The sequence below is a fragment of the Streptomyces sp. YIM 121038 genome (genome assembly GCF_006088715.1).
In the GTDB taxonomy this organism is placed as follows: Bacteria; Actinomycetota; Actinomycetes; order Streptomycetales; family Streptomycetaceae; genus Streptomyces.
Window position 1 is genome coordinate 3,244,393 of sequence record NZ_CP030771.1, and the last position, 23,041, is coordinate 3,267,433.

Annotated in this window: 18 protein-coding genes; 12 read left to right on the forward strand and 6 right to left on the reverse strand. The window is 76.6% G+C overall.

The window, feature by feature from the left end:
• Positions 1–18 precede the first annotated feature (18 nt).
• Both C9F11_RS13660 and C9F11_RS13665 read left to right on the forward strand, forming a co-directional pair.
• Complete coding sequence (locus C9F11_RS13660; protein ID WP_138959554.1) at positions 19–1,050, forward strand: MoxR family ATPase; 1,032 nt, start codon at positions 19–21, stop codon at positions 1,048–1,050.
• The gene (locus C9F11_RS13665) at positions 1,037–4,951 is read left to right on the forward strand and encodes an SAV_2336 N-terminal domain-related protein (RefSeq protein WP_138959555.1); all 3,915 of its coding nucleotides are present in this window, start codon (positions 1,037–1,039) and stop codon (positions 4,949–4,951) included. The genes C9F11_RS13660 and C9F11_RS13665 overlap by 14 nt, the downstream gene beginning before the upstream one ends.
• Before the next feature lie 36 nt (positions 4,952–4,987).
• Here the strand turns inward: C9F11_RS13665 and C9F11_RS13670 are convergent, their stop codons facing one another.
• Entirely contained in the window at positions 4,988–6,301 is a 1,314-nt protein-coding gene (locus tag C9F11_RS13670) for an MFS transporter (RefSeq protein WP_249402175.1), read from the reverse strand.
• Positions 6,302–6,551: 250 nt separating this feature from the next.
• Here C9F11_RS13670 and C9F11_RS13675 point away from each other — a divergent pair, with 250 nt between their 5' ends.
• Positions 6,552–7,589 (forward strand): rod shape-determining protein, encoded by a 1,038-nt coding sequence (locus tag C9F11_RS13675; RefSeq protein ID WP_138959557.1) that lies wholly within the window; start codon positions 6,552–6,554, stop codon positions 7,587–7,589.
• 39 nt (positions 7,590–7,628) lie between these two features.
• The gene (locus tag C9F11_RS13680) at positions 7,629–9,122 is read left to right on the forward strand and encodes a GAF domain-containing protein (RefSeq protein WP_138959558.1); all 1,494 of its coding nucleotides are present in this window, start codon (positions 7,629–7,631) and stop codon (positions 9,120–9,122) included.
• A 118-nt stretch (positions 9,123–9,240) separates the two neighbouring features.
• On the opposite strand, the gene C9F11_RS13685 is transcribed toward C9F11_RS13680, so the two are convergent.
• Positions 9,241–10,461, reverse strand: a complete 1,221-nt coding sequence (locus C9F11_RS13685) for an MFS transporter (protein ID WP_249401719.1) — start codon at positions 10,459–10,461, stop codon at positions 9,241–9,243.
• Positions 10,462–10,811: 350 nt separating this feature from the next.
• Between C9F11_RS13685 and C9F11_RS13690 the strand changes: the two genes are divergently transcribed.
• From C9F11_RS13690 to C9F11_RS13725, 8 genes are read left to right on the forward strand one after another with little or no spacing between them, the layout of a single operon-like run.
• On the forward strand, positions 10,812–11,828 hold the full coding sequence (locus tag C9F11_RS13690; protein WP_138959560.1) for an ABC transporter substrate-binding protein: 1,017 nt from the start codon (positions 10,812–10,814) through the stop codon (positions 11,826–11,828).
• A complete protein-coding gene (locus C9F11_RS13695) occupies positions 11,818–12,984 on the forward strand; it encodes an iron chelate uptake ABC transporter family permease subunit (protein WP_138959561.1) in 1,167 nt (388 codons plus the stop codon). The genes C9F11_RS13690 and C9F11_RS13695 overlap by 11 nt, the downstream gene beginning before the upstream one ends.
• Positions 12,981–13,778: an ABC transporter ATP-binding protein gene (locus C9F11_RS13700; protein WP_138959562.1), complete on the forward strand. Its 798-nt coding sequence runs from the start codon at positions 12,981–12,983 to the stop codon at positions 13,776–13,778. The genes C9F11_RS13695 and C9F11_RS13700 overlap by 4 nt, the downstream gene beginning before the upstream one ends.
• Positions 13,778–14,515: a methyltransferase gene (locus C9F11_RS13705; RefSeq protein ID WP_138959563.1), complete on the forward strand. Its 738-nt coding sequence runs from the start codon at positions 13,778–13,780 to the stop codon at positions 14,513–14,515. The genes C9F11_RS13700 and C9F11_RS13705 overlap by 1 nt, the downstream gene beginning before the upstream one ends.
• Entirely contained in the window at positions 14,512–15,342 is an 831-nt protein-coding gene (locus C9F11_RS13710; protein WP_138959564.1) for a DUF364 domain-containing protein, read from the forward strand. Before C9F11_RS13705 ends, C9F11_RS13710 begins: the two co-directional genes overlap by 4 nt.
• Positions 15,339–16,352: a GHMP kinase gene (locus C9F11_RS13715; RefSeq protein WP_138959565.1), complete on the forward strand. Its 1,014-nt coding sequence runs from the start codon at positions 15,339–15,341 to the stop codon at positions 16,350–16,352. Before C9F11_RS13710 ends, C9F11_RS13715 begins: the two co-directional genes overlap by 4 nt.
• Entirely contained in the window at positions 16,273–17,322 is a 1,050-nt protein-coding gene (locus C9F11_RS13720) for a pyridoxal-phosphate dependent enzyme (RefSeq protein WP_138959566.1), read from the forward strand. The genes C9F11_RS13715 and C9F11_RS13720 overlap by 80 nt, the downstream gene beginning before the upstream one ends.
• Positions 17,323–17,346: 24 nt before the next feature.
• The gene (locus tag C9F11_RS13725) at positions 17,347–18,306 is read left to right on the forward strand and encodes a DNA-binding protein (protein WP_249401720.1); all 960 of its coding nucleotides are present in this window, start codon (positions 17,347–17,349) and stop codon (positions 18,304–18,306) included.
• Here the strand turns inward: C9F11_RS13725 and C9F11_RS13730 are convergent.
• From C9F11_RS13730 to C9F11_RS13745, 4 genes are all read right to left on the reverse strand, one after another.
• Positions 18,281–19,054, reverse strand: coding sequence for an FHA domain-containing protein (locus C9F11_RS13730; RefSeq protein ID WP_138959567.1), 774 nt, complete (start codon positions 19,052–19,054; stop codon positions 18,281–18,283). The genes C9F11_RS13725 and C9F11_RS13730 overlap by 26 nt on opposite strands.
• A gap of 79 nt (positions 19,055–19,133) precedes the next feature.
• Positions 19,134–21,038, reverse strand: coding sequence for a serine/threonine-protein kinase (locus C9F11_RS13735; protein WP_138959568.1), 1,905 nt, complete (start codon positions 21,036–21,038; stop codon positions 19,134–19,136).
• Between the two features lie 98 nt (positions 21,039–21,136).
• A complete protein-coding gene (locus C9F11_RS13740; protein ID WP_138959569.1) occupies positions 21,137–21,961 on the reverse strand; it encodes an ABC transporter ATP-binding protein in 825 nt (274 codons plus the stop codon).
• A gap of 6 nt (positions 21,962–21,967) precedes the next feature.
• On the reverse strand, positions 21,968–23,041 hold the full coding sequence (locus C9F11_RS13745; RefSeq protein ID WP_138959570.1) for an iron ABC transporter permease: 1,074 nt from the start codon (positions 23,039–23,041) through the stop codon (positions 21,968–21,970).

A 23,041-nucleotide genomic window follows, 5' to 3' on the forward strand; every position in this document is an offset into this window, starting at 1 on the left:
GGAGATCCCGGAGTCCGCATGTCCCTGTGGCCCGTCTACACCGGCGGCAGCGAGCCGCACGACGGCATCACGAAACTGCCGCCGCCGCCCCCGTGGCGCGCCTTCGACGGCGGCCCCGTCCTGCCGGTCCCGGAGCCGGGCGCCCGCGCGACGTCGCCGGACCGCGCGCACCGCGCCCGTACGTACCGCGCGACACAGGAGTGCGTCCAGCTCGTCAACGCCGCCCTGTACCTGCGCCGCCCGCTGCTCGTGACCGGACCGCCCGGCAGCGGCAAGTCGAGCCTCGCCTACGCCGTCGCGCGCGAGCTGGGGCTCGGCCCGGTCCTGCGGTGGAACATCACCAGCCGCAGCACGCTGCACGACGGGCTCTACCAGTACGACCCGCTGTCGCGCCTGTACGCGGCCGGTCGCGCCCAGGAGGACGGGGCGCCCCAGGACCGCGCGGGCGTCGAGGACCATCTGCGCCTCGGCCCGCTCGGCACCGCCCTGCTGCCCTACGAGCGCCCCCGCGCCCTGCTCGTCGACGAGGTCGACAAGAGCGACCTGGACCTCCCGAACGACCTCCTCAACGTCCTGGAGGAGGGCCAGTACGAGATCCCCGAGCTGGTCCGCGTCGCCCGCCACGCGCCGGAGGCGGACCTGCTCACCGCCGACTCCGGGCCGCCGGTCGCGGTCCGGCAGGGGCGGGTGCGCTGCCGGGCCTTCCCGTTCGTGGTGCTCACCAGCAACGGCGAGCGGGAGTTCCCGCCCGCGTTCCTGCGCCGCTGCGTCACGCTGCGCCTTCGGCAGCCGCACGGCGAGCACCTGGAGGAGATCGTCCGCGCCCACCTCGGCACGCCCGACGCCTACGCCCGCGAGCTCATCACCCGCTTCGTGGAGCGCGGCAGCGGCGGCGAACTGGCCACCGACCAGCTCCTCAACGCGATCTACCTCACGGGCGCGGCGGGCCTCGACGCCCCGTCGCGGGACGAGCTGGCCCGGCTGCTCATGCCGTATCTGAGCGAGGGCGGGGGCCCGGCCGGTGACGAGGGGCCCGATGCCGCCTTCTGACGCCCCGCCGCCCCCGGCGGACCGGTCCGGCGGGCCCGCGCGCACCCCCGTCGACCGGCTCTCCGCCGTGCTCGCGGCGGCGCGCTCCACCGGCACCGGGCCTTCGGCCGAGGAGCTGGCCGAACTCCTCTGGCTCGCCCGGCACATGGCGCCGCCCCCGGGCGCCCCGGACGAGGACGGCGACGGGGCCGCGCGGCCCCCGCGCGCGGCCCCGCCCGCCGCCGACCGCCGTCCCGAAGCCCCGCCCGAGCCGCCGCACCCCGCCCCGCCGGAGCCGCCGCCCGAGGACCGCGTCCCGCTGCACCTGCCCGCGGGGCCCGGCCCGCGGCCGCGCCCGGGGCCGCAGGGAACGCCGCGCCCGGCGGACCCGGCGCCGGACTCCGGCGCCGGAACACGGTCCGGCACCCTCGGCGCGGGCGGCGGCGGCACCAGCATCCGCGTCCCCGTCCCGCCCATGATCCCCCACCCCCTCGCCCTCCAGCGCGCCCTGCGCCCCCTCGGCCGCCGCGTGCCCGCGCCCGACCGGCACGTCCTCGACGAGGCGGCCACGGCCCACCGCATCGCCGCGCTCGGGGCGGGCCCGCGCGCCTGGCTGCCGGTGCTCCGCCCGGCCGACGAGCGCTGGCTGCGGCTGTGCCTGGTGTACGACGACGGGCCCACGATGCCGGTCTGGCTGCCGCTGGTCCGCGAACTGCACACCGCGCTCGTCCAGTCGGGCCTGTTCCGCACGGTGGAGCTGCACCGCGCCGCGCCGGACGGCACGGTCCCGGCGCGCGCGGCCGACGTACCCGCGACGGGCCGCACGGTCACGCTCGTGGTCAGCGACTGCATGGGCCCGCAGTGGCGCGAGGGCCCGGCCGGCCGCCGCTGGTTCCGGACGCTGCGCCACCAGGCGGACCGGCTGCCGCTCGCGGTGGCCCAGCCCCTGCCCGAACGCCTGTGGCCCACCACGGCGCTGCCCGCCGCCCCGGGGCTCCTCGGCGCGCCGCACGCGGCGGCCCCGACGGCGGCACTCGACTTCGTCCCGTACGACGGTTCCCGCCCGCCCGCCGGAGCCGTGCCGGTGCCCGTCGTCGAGGTCGCCCCGGTGTGGCTGCGGCACTGGGCGGCGCTGGTGGCCGACACCGGCGGCCGCCAACTGCCGGGCGCCGCCGCGTGGCTGGGGCCCTGCCCCGCGCCGCCCGACGGCGAGCCGCCGCGCGAGGACGTCGCGCTGCTGTCCGCCGAGGACCTGGTCCTGCGCTTCCGCTCGTCGGCGTCCCCGGAGGCGTTCCGCCTCGCCGGTCATCTGGCGGTGGGCGAACCGCACCTTCCGGTGATGCGGCTCGTCCACGCCGCCGTGTCACGCCGCCCGCTCCCCCAGCACCTGGCGGAGGTCGTCCTCAGCGGCATGCTGAGGGAGCGGCCGGGCGGAGCGCCCGGGGCGTACGCCTTCCGCGAGGGCGTGCGGGAGGTGCTGCTCACGACCCTGCCGCGGTCCGCCAGGGAACGGACCCGGCAACTCCTGGCCCGGGTGGGCGCGTTGATCGACGAGCGGGCGGGAACGGCGCCGGGAGCGCTGCGGGCCGTGGCCCCCGGAACGGGCCGGGGCGCCGAGGAAGTGGCGGCGGAGCCCTTCGCCGAGGTGAGTCCGGACAGCGTGCGGCGCCTCACCGAGCACACGGGTCTTTTCGCGGGCCGCTACCGGCTGCTGCACCGCATGGCGGCGGCGGACGAGTGGCTGGCCGAGGACACCCGCGGCGACGGCGAACAGGTGCTGATCCGGACCTACTCACGCCGGACGTGGGGACGCCTGAACGTGCTCGGGAACGCGATGCGGCTCGTCAAGCTCCGCCACCCGGGCGTGGCCGCCGTCACCGACTACGGCGTGGTGGACACCTCCCCCTACGTGGTGCAGGCGTACATCCACGGGAACGACCTGCGCGTCCTGCTGCGCGACTCCCCGCACGGCCTGCCCGGCCCGCAGCTGATCTCGCTGCTGCCCGGCATCGCCGAGGCCCTGGCCCTCCTGCACGACCACGGCCTCCCCCACGGGGCGCTCTCCCTGCGGACCGTGTTCGTCACGCCGGAGGGCCCCGTCCTGAAGGTCCTGGACTTCGTGCCGCTCGGCACCGCGAGCCGCACCGACGACTTCCGCGCGCTGGGGGAACTCGTCCGCACGCTGTGCCTGGGCCAGGAGCCCGGGGGAACGCTCCACCTGCGGCTCACGGGCCTGCCGGAGCGGCTGCGCGTGGTCCTGGAGACCTCCATCACCGACCTCCTGTCCCACCACCCGGACACCCAGGAGGAGGGGTTCACGCGCCTGCGCGACCTGGCGTTCACGGGCCGCCGCTACTGCTTCTTCGGCCGCGTCCGCGTGTTCCAGGACGAGCGCCCGCTGCCCACCGGTCCGGGCCCGGAACAGGCGCTGCTCCTCGCCCTCGTACGGGCGGAGGGAGAACCCGTCGACGAGGACGGTCTGGTGGCCGCCCTCTGGGACGAGGACGACGTGCCGCCCGACGCGGATCGCCTCGTCGACGCCTACGTCACCCGCCTGTCCGAGACCCTCGGCGTGATGCGGGACGACGACGGCTACTTCCTGCCGATGGACCCGGTGGACGGAACCGCCGCCGTCGACGTCCTCCGCTTCCGGGACCTGCACGCCGGGGCGGAGCGCGCGTACGCGGCGGGGAGCGCCCGGCCCTTCGCCGAACGCGCCGCGGCCGCGCTCGCGCTGTGGACGGACGAGCCCTTGGAGGGCGTGCCGGGACCCGCCGCCCGCGCGTTCCGCGCGCAGCTGCGCGGCATGCGCCAGTCGCTCCTGGAGCGCGTGTCCGACACCGGTACGACCCTCTCCTTCGCCTTCGCGGCCCGCCCGGGCTGGCAGGCGGACGCCCTGACGAAGCTGAGCCGGGCGGTGATCGAGCTGCTGGTCCAGGGCGGCGTCGGGGCCGAGCAGTTCGAGCTGCTGCCCCGCGAGAACGGCTGGGACGCGGCCCTCGGCCCCGGCACCCCCCTGCCCGAGCTGATGACCGTGCTCCTGGAGGAACTGCCCGACGTCGTACGGAGGTTCAACGGGCTCGGCCTCGTCGTCACGGTCGACGACCCCCCGGGGCCGGGCCTGCCGCCGAGCACCGACCACGCGCTCGTGGTCGTCCCCTCCGCGCTGCGCGCGGCCCTGGACGACCCGCTCTTCGAGCCCGTGCCCGGCGCGGAGTCCTGGTACCGCAGGCTCCCGGCCGACCCCGGCGCCCTGGCGGCGGACCTCGGCCGCGCCGCCGCCGTCGTCCTCGGCTTCGACGGCACCCTCGCCCGCCTCTACGCCCCCGGCAAGGCCCGGGACGCCGCGCTGCGGCTGCTCTCGCTGGTCGTGCGGGAGCGGGAGGTCGACGGGGACGGGGCCGGGGCTGAGTTCGCGCACCCGGTGGACGTCCTGCGCGCGTTCGCCGGGGAGGGCGCCCCGGCGGGCGAGCTGCACGACCAGCTGGACCGGATCGAGCGTCAGGCGGTGTACGGGGCGCGGCCCGTGCCGCACGCCGCCGCGCTGGTGCGGGCGGTGCGGGCCGCCCGCCGGGGCCTGGGCGTCGTCACCGACACCGCGCCGCGCGCCGTGGCGACGTACGTGGCGACGCACGCGCTCGACGTCCCGGCCGACGCGATCGCCTGCCGCAGGCCCGACCTGACGCGGCTGCTGCCCGACCCGGACGGGCTGCGCCGGGTCCTGGAACGCCTCCGCACCCCCGCGGAGCGCTGCGTGATGATCGGGTCCACCGTGGCGGAGGCCGGGGCGGCGGCGGCCGCCGGGGTGCCGTTCGTGGGGCTCGCCCCGGACGGCCGCGCCCGGGACCGCCTCCTCGCCGCCGGGGCCCGGCACACCGTGGGCTCCCTTGCGGAGGTCGTGGACGCCGTGCGCGGCCGCTGACCGGCCGGGCCCGCCCGGGTCACGGGCGTCGTGGCGTCAGGCCTGCGGGTCGCGGGCGTCGTAGCGGAGGAAGGCGCGCCAGCGCAGCACCAGCAGGCCCACCGCGAGGACGCACGCCGCGCCGCCGCCGACGATCGCCACCCGGGGCGATGCCAGGTCGCCGACCGTGCCCGCGAGGAAGTCGCCGAGGCGGGGGCCGCCCGCCACCACCACGATGAACACGCCTTGCAGGCGCCCCCGCATGGCGTCCGGCGTGGCCGCCTGGAGCATGGTGCTGCGGAACACCATGGAGATGGTGTCGGCGGCGCCCGCGAGGGCCAGGAAGACGACGCCCAGCCAGAGGTCGCGGGTGAGGCCGAAGACGGCGACGGCCGTGCCCCAGCCCGCCACCGAGAGCGCGATGGCGAACCCGTGGTGGTGGATGCGGCCGAGCCACCCGGAGAACACGCCGCCGAGCAGCGCGCCCACGGCGGGCGCCGCCGCGAGCAGGCCCGCGGTCTTCGCGTCGCCGCCGTACCAGACGATGGCGATGGCGGGGAACAGCGCGCGCGGGTGCGCGAGCACCATCGCGCACATGTCGGTGAAGAACGTCATGCGCAGGTTGGGCCGGGTGGCGAGGAAGCGCAGGCCGTCGACGACGGAGGCCCGGCGCCGCTTGCCGCCGTCCGCCGCCGCGCCGCCGCCGTCGGCGCCATCGGCACCGTCGTCGCCGGGGAGCATCGCCGGCAGCCGCCACATCGCGTACAGGGCGGCCGTGAAGGCGACGGCGTCGATGGCGTACGCCGCCTGGTAGCCCCACAGGCCGACGATGAGGCCGCCCAGCATGGGGCCGACGGTCGTGCCGGAGGTGGTGGTCAGGGAGGTGAGGGCGTTGGCGGCGGGCAGCTGCTCGGGCGGGAGCAGGCGGGGGATCATCGCGGTGCGGGCGGGCGAGTTCAGGGCGCCGCACGTCGCCTGGAGCGCGACCACGCCGTACAGGAACCACACGTGGTGGAAGTCCGCGAACGCCGCCGCCGCGAGGACCACCGACAGGGCGCACAGGCCCATGGCCGAGTACAGGCCGAGCTTGCGGCGGTCCACGGTGTCCGCGATCGCGCCCCCGTACAGGCCGAAGACGACGAGCGGGACGAGTGAGAACAGTCCGACGAGGCCGACCGAGAAGCTGGACCCGGTGATGTCGTACACCTGGAGGGACACCGCGAGGGCGGTCATCGCCTGGCCGATCCAGGAGACGGTGTTGCCGAACCACAGGCGCCGGTAGTCCGCGGAGGTCCGCAGCGGGGTCAGATCGGCGAGGATACGGCGCTTGGGCGCGGCGGACGCGCCGGAACCGGGCCCCGTGTCCGCTATGGCGGGGCGCTCGTCGTCAGTCGCGTCTTCAGTGGATGCTCGTGTCACACGGGATGCTAACCGGCCCCTCTGGAGGCCACGTACCGATTTACGCGCCGGGGAGCCCGGCCCGTCCGGTGTGCGGAACCACCCGCTCGGCCGCACCCCGCCCGGCCCACCCCCGCATGCGGCCGCCCCCGGGCCCCCGCAGGATGCGAAGGGCAGGGCCCACCGCCCGGTGGGCCCCCGCGTGCTCTCGGGAGGATCCGCCGTGACCGTCAGTCTGGAACAGCTGCGCCGCTGCCATATCGGCGTCGACCTGGGGGCGGCCCGCACGCGCGTGTTCGTGAAGGGGGCTGGGCTCGTCGTGGACGAGCCGAGCGTGGCCGCCGTGAACACGCGCACGGGCGCGCTCATCGCGGTCGGCCAGTTCGCGGAGCAGATGACGGGCCGCACCCCCGCCTACATCCGTGTCGTACGCCCCGTGTCCGGCGGCACGGTCGTTGACATCCAGATGGCCCAGCGCATGCTGCGCAGCCTGCTCGGCGAGAAGCTGCGCCGCACCCTGCGCCGCAAGCCCCGCCTGCGCGCGGCCGCGTGCACCCCGCACGACGCGGACCCGCTCGCGCAGCGCGCCACCGTCGAGACCCTGGTGGGCCTCGGCGCGCGGCGCGTGGAACTGGTGGACACGCTCATCGCGGCGGCGGTGGGCTGCGGGCTTCCGGTGGAGCGCGCCGAAGCGACCATGATCATGGTGTGCGGCGCCGCGACCACGCAGGTCGCGGTGCTCTCCCTCGGCTCCATCGTGACGGCCGAGCGGATCCCGGTGGGCGGCGAGGCCATCGACCACGCGATCGTGCAGCACCTGCGCCACCAGCACGAACTGATGCTGCCCTCCCAGTCGGTACGCCCCCTCCAGCTCGCCCTCAGCGGCAACGGCCTGACCCCGCACGGCCCGGAGTCCACCGAGATCCACGGCAGGGACGTCGCGACGGGCCTGGCCCGCTCCGTCCAGGTCGACACGGCCGCCGTCCGCAACGCCATCCACACCCCGCTCACCGCCGTGCTCGACGGCATCGGCAAGGTGCTGCGCGACTGCCCGCCGGACCTCGTGGCCGACCTCGCCGACCGGGGCATCATGATGGTCGGCGGCAGCGCGCTGCTCCCCGGCCTCGACCAGATGCTGCGGAACGCGACGGGCATGCCCGTGCACATCGCGGAGCGCCCCGACGTGTGCGCGGTGCTCGGCCTCGGTGCCATGCTTGAGGGCAAGATCCAGCCGCTGGTCCTCGCTCCCCTGACAGGCTGACGAGGCCCGGCCCGTCCGGGACGGGAGTACGCCGCCGCCATGACCGACGACGTCGTCAGCGGAGCTCCGCCGCCCCTGCCGCTGCTCCTGGACGCGGTCATCGGCATCGGCACGGAGCTGTCCCTGCGCCCCACGCTCCAGCACATCGTGGACAGCGCCGCCGCGTTGACCGGGGCCCGGTACGCCGTGCTGCGGGTCCCGGCGGCGGAGGGCGCGCGGCCGGAGCGGTTCACGGCCGGGGCAGAGCGGGAGCCGGAGCCCGGCGCGACGGACTCCGGGGGCGGCACGGACCCCTCCATGCTGAGCGTCCCCATCCGCGTCCAGGACGAGGAGTTCGGCCTGCTCCGCCTCACCCACGCGCGGGGCGGCGCCTTCACCGCCGAGGACCGGGGGATGCTGCGGGTCCTCGCGAGCCAGGCGGGCATCGCCATCGCCAACGCCCGCCTGTACGAGACCGCCCGGCAGCGGGAGCGCTGGATCGAGGGCGCGGCGGCGGTCACCACGGCCCTCCTCACCGGTGAGGCGGCGCCCGACGCCCTGATGACGGTGGCTCAGCAGGCCCGGCTCCTCGCGGACGCGGCGGCGGGCGTCGTCCTCCAGCCGACGGCCGAGGGCGGCATGCGGATCGTCGCGGCGGCGACCTCGGGGGCGGCCGGGCCGGGATACCGGCGCCACCCCGCCGCGGCCGCGCAGAACGACCTCATGGGGACCACCATCGAGCCCGGCAGCGCGGTCCTCGAACAACTCCTGGGCGGGCAGCCGGTGTTCATCGAGGACTCGGCGACCGACCCCCGGATGACGACCCATGTGCGGTCCCGTTTCGGGCCGAGCATGATGCTGCCGCTGCAGGCTGGCGGCCGTCTCATCGGTACGCTCGCGCTGCCGCGCCGCCGCGGCGAACGCCCGTACACGGCGGTGGAGCGGCTGCTCGCCACCCAGTTCGCCTCGCAGGCCGCGCTCGCCCTCGTGCTCGCCGACGCGCAGCAGTCCCGGCAGCGGCTCGCCGTGTTCGAGGACCGCGACCGCATCGCCCGCGACCTGCACGACCTCGTCGTCCAGCGGCTCTTCGCGACCGGCATGATGCTGGAGTCGACGCGCCGCAGGGCCGGTTCCGCCCCCGAGCAGTCGGCGCTCGACCAGGCGGTGGACGAGCTGGAGTCCACCATCCAGGAGGTGCGGACGGCGATCTTCGCGCTCCAGCAGCCGCCCGCCGACGCGCCGACGACGTTCCGGGGCAAGGTGCTCAAGGAGACGGCCGGGGCGGGCGCGGTGCTCGGGGTGCAGCCGTCGGTGCACTTCACGGGCGCCGTGGACACCCGGGTCACGGAGCCCGCCGCGGGCCGCCTCCTCGCCGCCCTGCGCCGGGCCCTGGCCGCGACGTCGCGGCGCCCCGGCGTCTCCCGGATCGAGGTGACGGTCGAGGCGGGGGTCCTGCCGGACGGGCGTGCCGGGGTGCGGCTCGTCGTCCACGACGACGGCGAGACGGACGCCGCCTCCGACACCGGCACCACCACCTGGCAGGCCCCGCTGTAGCCGGGCCCTCCGGGGGCTGCCGCCCCTCGGACCCCCTCCTCACCGGCGCTCCGCGCCTTGTCCTCAAACGCCGGACGGGCTGAATCCTTCGGCCGCGCGCCGTCGCCTTCCGCCGGGATCAGGCCGGAGACCTGCTGAACCCCCGACTGCTCGGCACCAGGGCCGCCGCCGCCGGGGCCGCGAAGCACAGGGCCGCGCAGGCCGCGAGGACCGGGCGGGGGCCGAAGGTGTCGATGGCCGGGGCGATCAGGGCGAGGCCCGCGGGGGCGAGGCCGTAGGACAGCATGAAGTCCAGGGACGACACCCGCGCCAGCTTGTCGGGCGCGACCTCGCGCTGGGTGGCGGTGAACCACGGCACGTTGAACAGTTCGATGCCCACCCCGGCCACCGCGTACGCCGCCACGACGACCGTCCAGTGCACCGGCAGGACGAGGCTCAGCGGCGCGAAGCCGTAGAGGGCGAGGCCCGCGAGGGCGGCCCGGCCCTGGGCGCGCGGCCGCCAGCGGGCGACGACCAGGGCGCCGCCGAGCGCCCCGAGGGTGTACGCGGTCATGGCGGCGGCCAGGACCACCCCGGTGCCGTACTTGTCGCGGCTGACCAGCGGCAGCGCCACGCCGGTCGCCGAGTAGCCGGTGGCTATGACGGTGGTCAGCGCCCCGAGTCCGGCCAGGAACCAGGGGTGGCGCCGGGCCTCGCGCAGCCCTTCGCCGAACTCCGCGAGGAAGGAGGGGCGTTCACCGGGCGGGCCCGCGTCCGCCGCGGCCGCCGTGTCCGCCCGGCCGGGGCCCGGCACCAGCGCCGCCACCAGCCACAGCACGCCGATCCCGAGCAGCAGCGCCCAGGTGTCGAGGACGACGGCGAGCAGCGCGGTGAGCGCGGGCCCGGTGAGCGTGGTGACCCGTACGGAGAGGGTCATCGCGGCGTTGGCGGCCTGGCGCCGGTCCTCGTCGACGACCTCGGCGGTCAGCGCCTGGAAGGCGGGGCGGCACGCGCCCTGCCCGGCGCCCGCGACCGCGGCGGCCACGAGCGTCAGCGCGAGCGAGCGGCCGAGGCCGAGCGCGAGGAGGGGCGTCGCGGCCGCGGCGGCGAGGCCCGACCAGAGCACCACGCCGCGCCGCGAGTACCGGTCGGCGAGGACGCCGCCGACGGCGACCGCGACGAGGAAGCCCGCGGTGCGGGCGGCGAGCAGCAGGCCGAGGGCGGCCGCGCCGATGGTGCGGTCGAGCACGGCGAGCCCGAGGACGAAGGGCAGCGCCCAGGTGGCGAGCCCGGACGCGGTGGTGCCCGCCCAGAGCCGCAGGAAGGCGGGTTCCCGCAGGACGCTCCGCGCGGGAGCCACGCCCCCTTCCGCGCCCCGTTCCACGCCCCCTCCCGTGCCCCGTTCCGCGCCCCGTTCCGCGCCCTCTTCCGCGCTTCCTACCGCGCTCCCTTCCGCACCCTCGGCGGGCCCGGCCGCTTGCGTTGGCGTGGTCGCCACGTGACGTACTCCTCTGCTGTCGTCCGCGCGGACCGCGCGGTCTTGAAATCGTTATGCGGCCTCGTTGGAGACCCCGAGTCCCCGCACTGGCAAGGGATTTGGCGCCCACCCACGGGTGGCCGCGCCACGTCGGCGGGCACCCCGAGACCTGTTAATGAAAATGATTGCCATTACAGTACAGTGGTCGCGTCCCCATCCACACCGGAGGTCCCATGCGTCCGCGTCACCCCGCCCGCCTCGGCACCGTCGCCCTCGCCCTGTCCCTCACGGCCGTCGGCTGCGCCTCCGGCGGCAGCGACCCGTCGGACGACGGGGCGGCCGCCGCCCACAGGACGACCGTCACGAGCTGCGGGAAGAAGCTGGAGCTCGACGGTCCGCCGAAGCGCGCCGTCGCCCTCGACCAGTCCTCCACCGAGGTGCTCCTCGCGCTCGGGCTCCAGGGCCGCATGGCCGGCACGTCCAACCTCAAGACGAAGATCGCGCCGGAGTACAAGGCGGCGTACGACGAGGTGAAGGTGGTCAGCCCGAAGATCCTCACGAGCGAGCAGCTGCGGGCCGCGGCGCCCGACCTCGCCGTCGGCGGCTTCGCGGACTACTTCACCAAGGACCGCGTCGGCACCCGCGAGGAGCTGGCCCGCCTCGGACTGCCGTCGTTCGTGAGCGCCGTGGACTGCCCGCCGCGGGGCACCGACCGCACCCCCTTCGAGCTGCTCTTCAAGGACTACGCCGACCTCGGCAAGGTCTTCGGCGTCGAGAAGCGCGCCGAGAAGCTCGTGCGGGAGCAGCGCGCCGCGCTCGCCGGGGCCGCGAAGACGAAGAAGCGGGTCAAGGGCGAGCCGACCGTGGTGTGGCTGTACTCGGTGTACGGCGACACGCCGTACGTGGCGGGCGGCTCCGCGATACCCAGCGAGATGAGCCGCGTGGTCGGCGCGCGGAACGCCTTCGACGACGTCGACGAGGACTGGCCGCAGGTCAGCTGGGAGGAAGTCGCCAAGCGCAAGCCGGACTTCATCGTGCTCGGCGATCTGTCGGAGCGCGGCAAGCCGGGCGACAGTGCCGCGGACAAGCTCGCCGCGGTCCGTGCCGACCCGGTGATGGCGAAGCTGCCCGCCGTGCGGGAGAAGCGCTTCATCGAGATACCCGGCACGGAGATGGACCCCTCGGTCCGCGCGGTCGGCGCCCTGCCGCGGCTCGTCACGGGGATGAAGGACCTCGGGTATGTCCGCTAGCCCGGGTCCGGTGGGCGTCGTCGGCCCGCCCGCGCCGCCGGGTCCAGGCGGCGGCGCGGTGGACCTGCTGCACCCGTCGGCCCGGACGGCGGCGCGCTCCCCCGGGGCCGCCGCCCCCTCCCCCGCCGCCCGGAACGTGCTGCGGGGGCCGGGCGCGCGGGCCGGGCTCTTCCTCCTGGCCGCGCTCGCCCTCGTCGCGTCCGCCGCCGTGTCCGTGCGCATCGGCACCACCGACGTCGGCTACGGGGACATCGCCCGCAGCGCGGGCTACCACCTGGGGCTCGGCGCCGAGCCCCCGGCGCCGCTCGTGGACTCGCTGATCTGGGAACTCAGGGTGCCGCGCGTGCTGCTCGCGGCCCTGGTCGGCGCCACCCTCGCGGTGTGCGGCGCCGCGCTCCAGGCGGTCACGCGCAACGCCCTCGCCGACCCCTATCTCCTGGGCATCTCCTCGGGCGCCTCGACCGGCGCGGTCACCGTCGTGGTGCTCGGCGTCGGGTCCGCCTCGCTCGGTGTGACGGGCGGCGCGTTCGTGGGCGCCATGGTGTCGTTCGCCCTGCTGATGCTGCTGCTGCGGCGCGGCGGCCTGGACTCGGTGCGGATCGTCCTGACGGGCGTCGTGGTGTCGCAGCTGTTCACGGCCCTCACCTCGCTCGTCCTGATGGCGTCCGGCGACGCGGAGATGATCCGGGCGATCACGCAGTGGCTGCTCGGCTCGATGGCGCCCGCGCGCTGGGACGCGGTGGCCGTGACGGCCGTCGTGACGGCGGTGGGCCTGCTCGTGCTCTGGCTCAACTCGGCGGCCCTCGACGGGTTCTCCTTCGGCGCGGACGCGGCCTCGTCGCTCGGCGTCGACGTGCGCACCACGCGCTGGGTGCTCCTCGTCGTGACGTCCCTGATGACGTCGGTGGCCGTCGCCTCCGTGGGCGCGATCGGCTTCGTCGGCCTGATCGTGCCGCACGGCGTACGGTTCCTCGTCGGCCCCCGGCACCGGGTGCTGCTTCCGCTGTCGGCCCTGGTCGGCGCGGTGTTCCTGGTGTGGACGGACGCGCTCGCGCGGGTCGCGTTCACCCCGCAGGAGGTGCCCGTCGGCGTGTTCACCGCGCTGCTCGGCGTGCCGCTGTTCCTGCTCGTCCTGCGCGGGCGGGGTGAGCTGTGAGGATCACCGCGCAGAACGTGAGCTGGGCGGTCGCGGGCCGGGCCGTCGTCGACGGCGTGTCCCTGGACGTCGCCCCGGGCGAGACCGTCGGCCTGATCGGGCCCAACGGCTCCGGCAAGTCCTCCCTGTTGCGGTGCCTGGCCGGGCTGCGGGCGCCCACCGAGGGCGTCGTCCGCTACGACGGCGAGCCGATCGGGCCCTGGGGCGCGCGGCGCGTCGCCCGGCGCGTCGCCTTCGTGGAGCAGGCCGCCGACACCGACAGCGAGCTGCGGGTCGTGGACGTGGTGGGCCTCGGCCGGACGCCGTTCGGGGACCGGTGGCGCGGGCCCGGCGCGCACGACCGGGCCGTCGTCGAGGCCGCCCTGGCGCGGCTCGGCCTGACCGGGCTGCGCGAGCGCGCCTGGAAGGCCCTGTCCGGCGGCGAGCGCCAGCGCGCCCACATCGCCCGCGCGCTCGCCCAGCAGCCGTACGCGATCCTCCTCGACGAGCCGACCAACCACCTCGACGTCAAGCACCAGTTGGAGCTGCTCGCCCTGCTCGCGGGCACCGACCAGACCGTCCTGGTCGCGCTGCACGACCTGTCGCTCGCCGCCCGCCACTGCGACCGGCTGCTCCTGCTGCACGGCGGACGCCTCGTCGCCGCCGGGCCGCCGAAGGACGTCCTGACGCCCGAGCTGCTCGCGGAGGTCTTCGAGGTCGACGCCGAGCCGGGCCCCGACGCCCTCGGCCATCTCGCGATCAGCTACCGCGGCCCCCTCCCTCCCCCCGACTCCCCTACGGAAAAGGACAGTTGATGAACACCCGAGCCACCGGCCCCGACCTGCTGCGGCAGCTGCCGCCGCCCCTGCCCGCCGAGCGGATCGTCGCGCTCAACCAGCCGAAGGCGGACCTGCACACCACGCGCGCGTACGAGTGGAACGGCTGGAGCTTCGACGTGCCGCCCGGCGTGTTCCTGCCCGGCGAGACCAGCCGGATGGTGCACGAGCGGATCCTCGACGGCCGCATAGAGACCCGCGGCCTGCGCTACGGCGCCATGGGGGCCGGGCTCGGCGTGGAGGCCGTGGCCGCCGGGGTGCGCGGGGCGCGCGAGATCTACGCGATGGACGTGCACGCCACCAGCGTCGCCACCGCGGCCCGGCACTACGCCCGTCTGGTCGGCCCCCGGGAGGGCACGGCGTTCCTGCCCGCCGCAGGCGACCTCTTCGACGGGCTCCCGCCGGGCGCGCGGCTCGACGTCGTCACCTTCAACCCGCCCGCCGTCAGCCGGCCGGTGAGCGACGACCCCGACGTCGTGCGCAACACCTGCGTCGGCTCGGGCCTGCTCGCGCGGTTCTTCACCCAGCTCGCCGAGCGGGACCTGCTCGCGCCCGACGGCGTGGCGTACGTGATCGCGTCGAACACCGCCGATCTGCGCCGCATCGTCCAGGACGCCCAGGAGCGGGGCTTCGCGCCACGGGTCGACTCGGTGCGCGACTGGCACGACGGCGTCCTCACCTTCCTGTTCGCCTTCACCCGCGGAGGCCGGGCATGACGCGCCCCGGGAACGTCCAGGAACTCCTCGGCGCCGCCCTCGCGGGCGAACTGGGGCCCGATCCGGCCGGTCTCACGGCCACCAGCGTGTTCTGGATCCACCACGGCACGCGGCTCGCCGGGGGCGACGTCACCTACCTCAACCAGTACGTCCTCGTCCGCGTCGGCGGGGCCTTCGGCGGCTGCGCCTTCGAGGCGGGCGAGATCGACCCGGCCATCTGCCGCGAGGCGTCGGGGAGTTCGCTCGGCACACTCCTGAAGGACGCGCCGACGCCGCTGCGCACGGCCGCCCTCGACGCCTATCTGGCCTGTGTCGCGCCGCACCGGCGAACGCCCGGGGCCGAGCCGGTGACGCTGCCCGCCGGGCCGCCGGAGGTGCGCGCGGTGGCCCGGGACACGGCCATCGCGGGCCTGCTCGACATCGAGCCGGGCGCCAGGGTCGCGCTGATCGGCGTCGTCAACCCGCTCGTCGCGGCGATCCGCGAGCGCGGCGGCGACCCGCTGCCCTGCGACTTCAACCTGCGGACGACCCAGTGGGGCGACCCCGTGAGCCGCGACATGCACGAGGTCCTCGACGCCGCGGACGCCGTCGTCGCCACCGGCATGACCCTGTCCAACGGCAGCTTCGACACGATCCTCGCCCGCTGCCGCGAGCGGGGCGTCCCGCTGGTCGTGTACGCGCAGTCCGGCAGCGCGGTCGCGCGGGCCTTCCTGGGCGCGGGGGTCACCGCGCTGTCCGCGGAGCCGTTCCCGTTCTCGCAGTTCAGCGCCGAGCCGACGGTCCTGTACCGGTACCGGGCCGCGCCGGGCGACGAGGACGGGGCGTGAGGGCCGGGACCGGGCGGGCCGCCTGTCACCACGGCGAGATCCTCCAGGGCGTGTTCCTTGACGGGCGCGGGCGGCGCGTCGCGGGCCTGGTCACGCTGCCGCTCGCCGGGCTCGGCACCCGCGCGGAGTTCACCCGCCGCCCGGGCACCGCGGCAGTGACGGTGGTCCCCGCCGACCGCACCAAGGCGCTGCGCGCGGCGACGTACGCCCTCGCCGAGTGCGCCGCGCACTGCCGGAGGCCGCTGGGCGGCGGCGAGTTGCGGCTCGTCGGCGACGTCCCGGTGGGGCTCGGCATGGGTTCGTCCAGCAGCGACGTGATCGCGGCCGTGCGCGCGGTCGCCGACGCGTTCGGCGTGCGCCTCGCGCCTGCGGCGGTCGCGCGCCTCGCGGTGCGCGCCGAGCGGGCCTCGGACCCGCTGATGCTGGACGGCCGCGCGCTGCTGTTCGCCCAGCGCGAGGGCCGCGTCCTGGAGGACCTCGGCGCGGCCCTGCCCCCGGCGGTCGTCGTCGGCTGCGCGCTCGGCGGCGGCCGGTCGGTGGACACCCTCGCGCTGCCCGCCCCCGCCCCGGCGGACGACACCGACGTACCGGCCTACGAGCGGCTGCGGGGACTGCTGCGCCAGGCCGTCGCCGCCGCCGACCCCGCGCTGCTCGGCCACGTCGCCACCGAGAGCGCCCGGCTGCGCCAGCGGGTCCTGCCGCACGCGGAGTTCACCGCGCTCACCGGCATCGCGGGCCGCGTCGGCGCGCTCGGCGTACAGGTCGCGCACAGCGGCAACGTGGCGGGGCTGCTCTTCGACCCCGCCGCGCGGGACCTGCGCGGCCGGGTGCGCGCCTGCCGCCGGGCCCTCGCGGCCACGGGCATCCCCGCCACCTACACCTTCCACACCACCCCCACCCCGCCTGCGACCCCGAGCGAGGAGTCCCCGCATGGACGAGCACATCGCGGAAGCGATCGGCCGCCCCGACCTGATACGCGTGGCCGACGGGTTCGTCTGCCTGCGCTTTGAGACCATGAAGGCCGTCTCGGCCCTCGCGGCCGTGCGCCACCTCCTGGACACCGGCGCGGTGCGCCGCGGCGACACGCTGCTCGACAGTTCGAGCGGCATCTACGCCTACGCGCTTGCGCTCGCCTGCCACCGCTACGGCATGCGCTGCCACATCGTCGGCTCCACCACCGTCGACCACACCCTGCGCACCCAACTGGCCGTCCTCGGCGCCACCTTGGAGCAGATGCCGCCGAGCGACGACCTGAAGCTCGACCAGCGGCGGCGCGTCGCGCGCGTCCACGAGATCCTGCGCGAGCACCCCGAGTACTTCTGGATGCGGCAGTACCACGACGACATCCACTACCTCGGCTACGAGGCGATCGCGGACCGCGTGTGCGCGGAGACCGGCGCCACCGGCGGCCTCACCCTCGTCGGCGGCGTGGGCTCCGGCGCCTCCACCGGCGCCCTCGCCCGCTACGCGCGGGCCCGCCGCCCCGACGTGCGCCTGGTCGGCGTGCAGCCCTTCGGCAGCGTCACCTTCGGCAGCGAACACGTCGCCGACCCGGAGATCATCATCGCCGGGATCGGCAGCTCCATCCCGTTCGCCAACGTCCGCCACCCGGCGTACGACACCCTGCACTGGCTGTCCTTCGACACCGCGCTCGCCGGGAGCGTGGACCTGCTGCGGCGGCACGCGGTGTTCGCGGGCCTGTCCACCGGCGCCGGATACGCGGCCGCGCGCTGGGAGCACGCCGCCGACCCCGGCCGCACCACGGTCTTCGTCGCCGCCGACACCGGCCACCGCTACGTGGACACGGTCTTCGCCCGGCACGCGGAGGCGGCCCCGCTGGCGTCCCTGGCGCCGCGCACGGTCACGTCCCTGGACGCGCTCGCGCTGCCCTGGTCGCGGATGGAGTGGGCGGGCGCGGCGGCCCCGGCCCCGGCCGCGGCGGGAACAGAGTCCGCGCGGGGGCCGTTGCAGCGCACATAGAGATCATTGCGGCCGCGGGGAGGCGTGGTGGAGCACGGGGCGGGCGAGGAGGGCGACGTCACCGCGTACGCCGTGGACGCGGTGCGGCGGCTCGTCGCCGTGGACGCGGCGCACGGCGCCCGCGCCGCCGTGCCGCTGGTGCGCGCGGCCCTGCGTGGCCTGCCCGGCACGGCCGCGGGGCCGCACGCGCACCCGGCCCGCCGCCGCCCGCCCGGCGCCGCGCGGGGCGCGGCCGGCGACCGGCTCGCCGCCCTCGCCGAGCTGTACGAGGTCGCCGGGTGGGTCCTGTTCGACGCGGGCCACTACCGGCGGGCGCACCGGCTCAACGCGCGTGCGCTCGCCCTCGCGGAGCGGTGCGGCGACCGCTGGACGGCCCGCCTCACGCTCCTGAACGACAGCATGCTCCTGGCCCACACCGGGCGCCCCCGCGCCGCGCTGGCCGCCGCCGCCCGCGCGCGGGGGCCGCGGCCGCTGCCGCCGCGGGTGGCGAGCCTCGTGCTGGTCCGCGAGGCGCACGCGACCGCGCTGCTCGGCGCCCGGCGGGAGCCGCGCGTCCTGCTGGCGCGGGCCGGGAGCCGGTTCCTCGACGGCGTCTCGCGGCACGACCCGCCGTGGGCGTGGTGGCTCGACGAGTGGGAGCTGCTCGGCCACCGCGGCTGGGTCCTCGCCCGGCTCGGCGACACCGAGGGGGCGGTGCCCGCGCTGCACCGCGCGGCCACCGCCCCCGGCCCGTCCTACCGGCACCTGTTCACCGCCCAGCTGCTCGCGGCCCTCGTCCGCGCGGGGGCCTGGCGGGACGCGGAGCACCTGGTCGCGGACCTCGCCCCGCACGCCGGGGCCATCGGCTCCGCGCGCACCACGGAGGTCCTCGGGCGGCTCGCCCGCCGCCTGCGGGAGCCCGGCGCCGCGCCCCCGTCCCTGCGGGACGCCGCCGTGTTCCTCCTGGAGTCACTGCCCGCTACCGGTCCGGCTCGTCGTCCATGAGGCCGAGGTCGGGCGGCACCAGCGTGGTGGACTCCACCAGGCCCCTGAGCAGGTTGTGCAGCAGGCTGTTGTCGGACGGGCGGCCCACCGACGTGTCGTGCAGGAGCGGGTACGGGAAGCCGCTGTCGTGCAGCCTGCGCCGCACGACCTCGATCCGGTACTCGATCCTGCGCTCCCCCCAGAGCTCGTCGGGGCGCAGATAGGCGAGCTGCTCGGCCGCCCTGGGATAGGTCAGCGGGCGCGGGCTCTCCTCGTACAGCAGGTACTCCTGGCCGAGGACGACGAGCAGCAGCCGCTCCTCGTCCGACAGCGCCCACCGCTTGGGCGGCACGGTGTCGGCGCGGCGGCGGGAGACCGGGCCCAGGTCGTCGTGGCCCGTGACGTACAGCTCGACCAGGTGCTCGCGGTAGCCGGAGCCGCGTACGAACAGTGGGGTGTAGCCCGGCGCGAGCGGCACCGGGTCGGTGCTGGAGTGCATCATCCGGCCGCGCGGCAGGCGCAGCAGCTGGCGTCCGGTGTTGCGCAGCCACCAGGCGCGGTCGCGGTAGGTGAGTTCGCCGTGGCGGCGGCTCACCATCAGGTCGTGCTCGCCGACGCCGAGGTCGACGCCGGGCTCCTCGCCGCGTCCGAACCGCACGGTCAGGCCGGGCCTCGGCGGGGCCTGGAGGTCGCCGGTGACGGTGCGCGCGTGCAGGGTGCCCGGCGGCGCGGGCGCGACGCCGCGCGCGAGGCTCGCGGGACCGTTCATGGGCGTCTCCTCCTTGACCGCACGGTGTCCGCCAGTGTGGGCGGCCGGGCCCGGGACCCGTCCCGGAGCGCCCCTGCGGTCAGCGGAGTTCGGCCACCGCCGCCGTGGCGAAGCGCAGGGCGAGGCGGCGCAGCCGCTCCTGGGAGGGGTCGCCGCCGACGGTGACGTTCAGGGTCTCGACGGAGCGGCCGCCGCCCGGGCCGCGGTGGACGACGCGGACGCGGCAGGTGCGCGGCCCCTCCGCGCCCGGCTCGACGACGGCGCGGCGGCCGCCGACGCGGGTGAGCGTGCCGTCGCTCGCGTCCGGCACCGAGCTGCCCTGGTCGAAGCGCAGCTCCAGCCAGAGGCGGCTGGTGGTGCTCGCCCACTTGCATTCCCAGTTGCCGAAGCCGACGTGGGGGTCGCGGGCGTCGACGCCGGGCATGGCTTCGAGGGCCCGCCCGGTCAGGAGCGCGCAGGCGTCCTGGTGGACGAGGGAGTCGGGCCCGGCCTCGGGGCGGCGGGCGAGCGGCCCGGCGTTGAGCCGCCGCACGGCCGTGCGGGTGGCGGCGTCCGCCATGGCGCACAGCCGCGCGGCGTCGACGCGCTGGGCCCGATTGCCGGACCCGGTGTCCTCCACGACGACGACGGCGTGCGCGTCGCGTTCGGTGGCCGGGAACAGCGCACGGACGCACTCGTCGCTGTCGCCGGACTCCTTCGCCACGGCCACGTCGCCCTGGGTGCGGTGGGGTGCGGGCCGTCCGGATGCGCCGCCCGTGTCGAGGTGGAACTGGACGTCCACGGGGGCGTCGCCGCCGGTGTCCACGAGGATGTCGCAGCGGTCGAAGTTGCCGTAGCGGCGGTCGAGTTCGGTTTCGCCGAAGCGTTCGAGGGCGGCCGGGTCCGCGAGGGCACACGGGTCGACGGTGCGGTGGTCACCGAGGGGCGGGGCCGCCGGGGTCCGGTGCGCGCCGCCGGAGCCGTCGTCGTGGCCCCCCGGCCGCAGGGGCGGCAGCCACAGGGCGGCGGCGAGCGTCACCCCGGCCACGGCCGCCACGATCAGGAACTGCCGTGACCTGCCCGGCAGCACCATCCGCCCGGAGCTCTCGCTGTCCTGGCCGACGCCCTCGCCCGCGCCGTCGCCGCCCATGTCGCCGCGCGGCAGCGGCTCCTGCGGGCCCGCGATCCCGGCGAGCAGCCGGCCCGCCTCGGCCGCGCCCGGGCGGTTCTTCGGCGCGGGGTCGAGCATCGCGGGAAGGAGGTCGCCGAGCGGGCCGAGGTCCGGGTCGAGGGCGACCTCGCCGCGCTCGGCCTGCCGCTCGGCGACGAACGGGTCGACGTCGCCGCCGGTGCGCGGGCGCGGCGGGCGGCCGGTGACGAGGGTGTGCAGCAGGGCGGCGAGGGAGAACACGTCCGACGCCGGTTCGGGACGGCCGCGCACGACTTCGGGGGCGGCGTAGTCGGGCGTGTAGCTGAGCGTGCCGGGCGGGGTGAGGGTCTCCTGACCGCCCACCCGGTAGGCGGCGCCGAAGTCCGCGAGCTTGGCGAGGCCTTCGGGGGTGGCGACGACGTTGCCGGGCTTCACGTCGCCGTGCACGATCCCCTCGGCGTGCAGGGCGGCGAGCGCGGCCGCGACCTGGGTGCCGACGCGCGCGGCCCGCCGGGGCGTGAGCGGCGGCCGGTCCGCGAGGCTGCCCCCGGACACGTACTCCATGACCAGCCAGGACGCGGTCCTGCGGCGCGGCAGGGCGCGCTCGGGCAGCGTGAGCACGTCGTGCAGGGTGACGACGTGGGGGTGGCTGAACCGCGCGAGGGCGCGGGCCTCGGCCTCCAGGCGGTCGGACTCCCTGCGGTCGGTGCCGCGGCGGCCGCGCCGCCGCAGCCGCTTGAGGATGACCTGGCGGGGCAGCCGCTGGTCGCGGGCGATCCACACCTCGCCCATGCCCCCGTGGAGGGGGCCGCGCACCAGCCGGTAGCGCCCGCCGACCGTCGTGCCCCGGCGCACCCCTGCTCCCCTCAGCCGTGGTCAGCACCCCGCGGGCGGCCGTGGGCGGCCACGCGCTCACCGAACCTACTGCGGGTACGGGGCACGCCACAGGGCCTTCACGGGATGTCCGCGCACCGCACGCGCTCCGGCGCACCGTCCGCGGGCTCCCCCGCCGGTTCCCGGTGGTCGAAGGCGATCAGGGGGTCGCCGGTCAGCGGGTGGTCCAGGACGGCCGCCCGGACGCCGAACACCTCGGCGAGCAGCGCGGGCGTGAGCACCTCGCGCGGCGGCCCGGACGCGACGACGCGCCCGCCGTGCAGCACGTGCAGGCGGTCGCAGACCGAGGCGGCCGCGTTGAGGTCGTGCAGGGACACGAGCGTGGTGCGCCCCTTGCCGCGCAGCAGGGCGAGCAGTTCCACCTGGTGGCGCACGTCGAGGTGGTTGGTCGGCTCGTCGAGCACGAGGACGTCGGGGTCCTGGGCGAACGCGCGGGCCAGCAGGACGCGTTGGCGCTCGCCGCCGGACAGGGCCGCGAAGCGGCGCCCGGCCGCCGCGTCCATGCCGACCTCGGCGAGGGCGCGCGCGACGGTGTCCCGGTCCGCCGCGTCGTCCCCGGCGAAGGCCCGCTTGTAGGGCGTGCGTCCCATCGCGACGACCTCGCGCACGGTCAGCTCGACGTCCGCGCCGCGCTCCTGCGGCAGCGCGGCGACGTGCCGGGCCGACCGCGCGGGGGTCAGCTCGCGCAGATCGGTCCCGTCCAGGAGCACCCGGCCCGCCACCGGCCGCAGATGGCGGTAGACGGTGCGCAGGAGCGTGGACTTGCCGCTGCCGTTCGGGCCGACGAGCCCGGTGATCTGCCCCTCGGCGGCGACGAGGTGGGCGCCCGCGACGACGGTGCGCCCGGCGTAGGCGACGGACAGGTCCTCGATGTCGACGCGCACGCGGCCTCAACTCCCGTTCTTCAGACGCCGGTCGAGCAGGAACAGCATCGCCGGGGCGCCGATCAGCGAGGTGACTACCCCGACGGGCAGCTCCTGCGCGTCCATGGCGGTCCGGCACACGATGTCGACGACGACCATGAGGACGGCCCCGCCGAGCGCGGACAGCGGCAGCAGCCTGCGGTGGTCGTCGCCCACCAGGAGGCGCAGGGTGTGCGGCACCATCAGGGCCACGAAGGCGATCGCCCCGGACACCGCCACCAGGGACCCGGTGAGGACGCTCGTCACCACGAACAGCTCCCGGCGCAGCCGTCCCACGCCGACGCCGAGCCCGGCGGCCGTCTCGTCGCCCATCAGGAGCGCGTTGAGGCCCCGGGCGCGGGCCTGGAGCAGCACCAGGGCGGCCGGGACGGTCACCGCGGGCACGGCGATCAGCTGCCAGGTGGCGCCGCTCAGGCTGCCCATGAGCCAGAAGAGCACGCTGTGCGTCTGCTGCTCGTCCCCGGCCTGGAGCACGAGGTAGCTGGTGAACCCGGACAGGAACTGGCCGATCGCGACCCCGGCGAGCACGAGCCGCAGGGGCGCGAAGCCGCCGCCGCGCCGGGCCACGGCCCACACCAGGGCGAAGGTCACGAGGGCGCCGGCGAAGGCCGCGCCGGAGAGCCCGAGCGCGCTGCCCGCGCCCGCCCCGAGGACGATCGCGGCGACGGCCCCCAGGGAGGCGCCGCTGGAGACCCCCAGCAGATAGGGGTCGGCCAGCGGGTTGCGTACGAGCGCCTGCACGGCGGTGCCGACCAGGCCGAGCCCGGCGCCGACGAGCGCGGCGAGCAGGGCGCGCGGCACCCGCAGCTGCCACACGATCAGGTCGCTGGTCCCGGGCCTGGGCGCGGCGCCGGTCAGCCTGCGCCCGACGACGCCCCACACCTCGCCCGGCGGCAGCGACGTCGAGCCCCAGGACACGGCCGCGGTGAGGGCCGCGAGGAGCAGCACGGCCAGACCCGCGGCGACGGGCCCGGCGGGCAGGACCCGCGCGTCGCCGTCGGCGCGGCCCGCCTCCTTCGCCCCGGTGCGCGGGGACGCCAC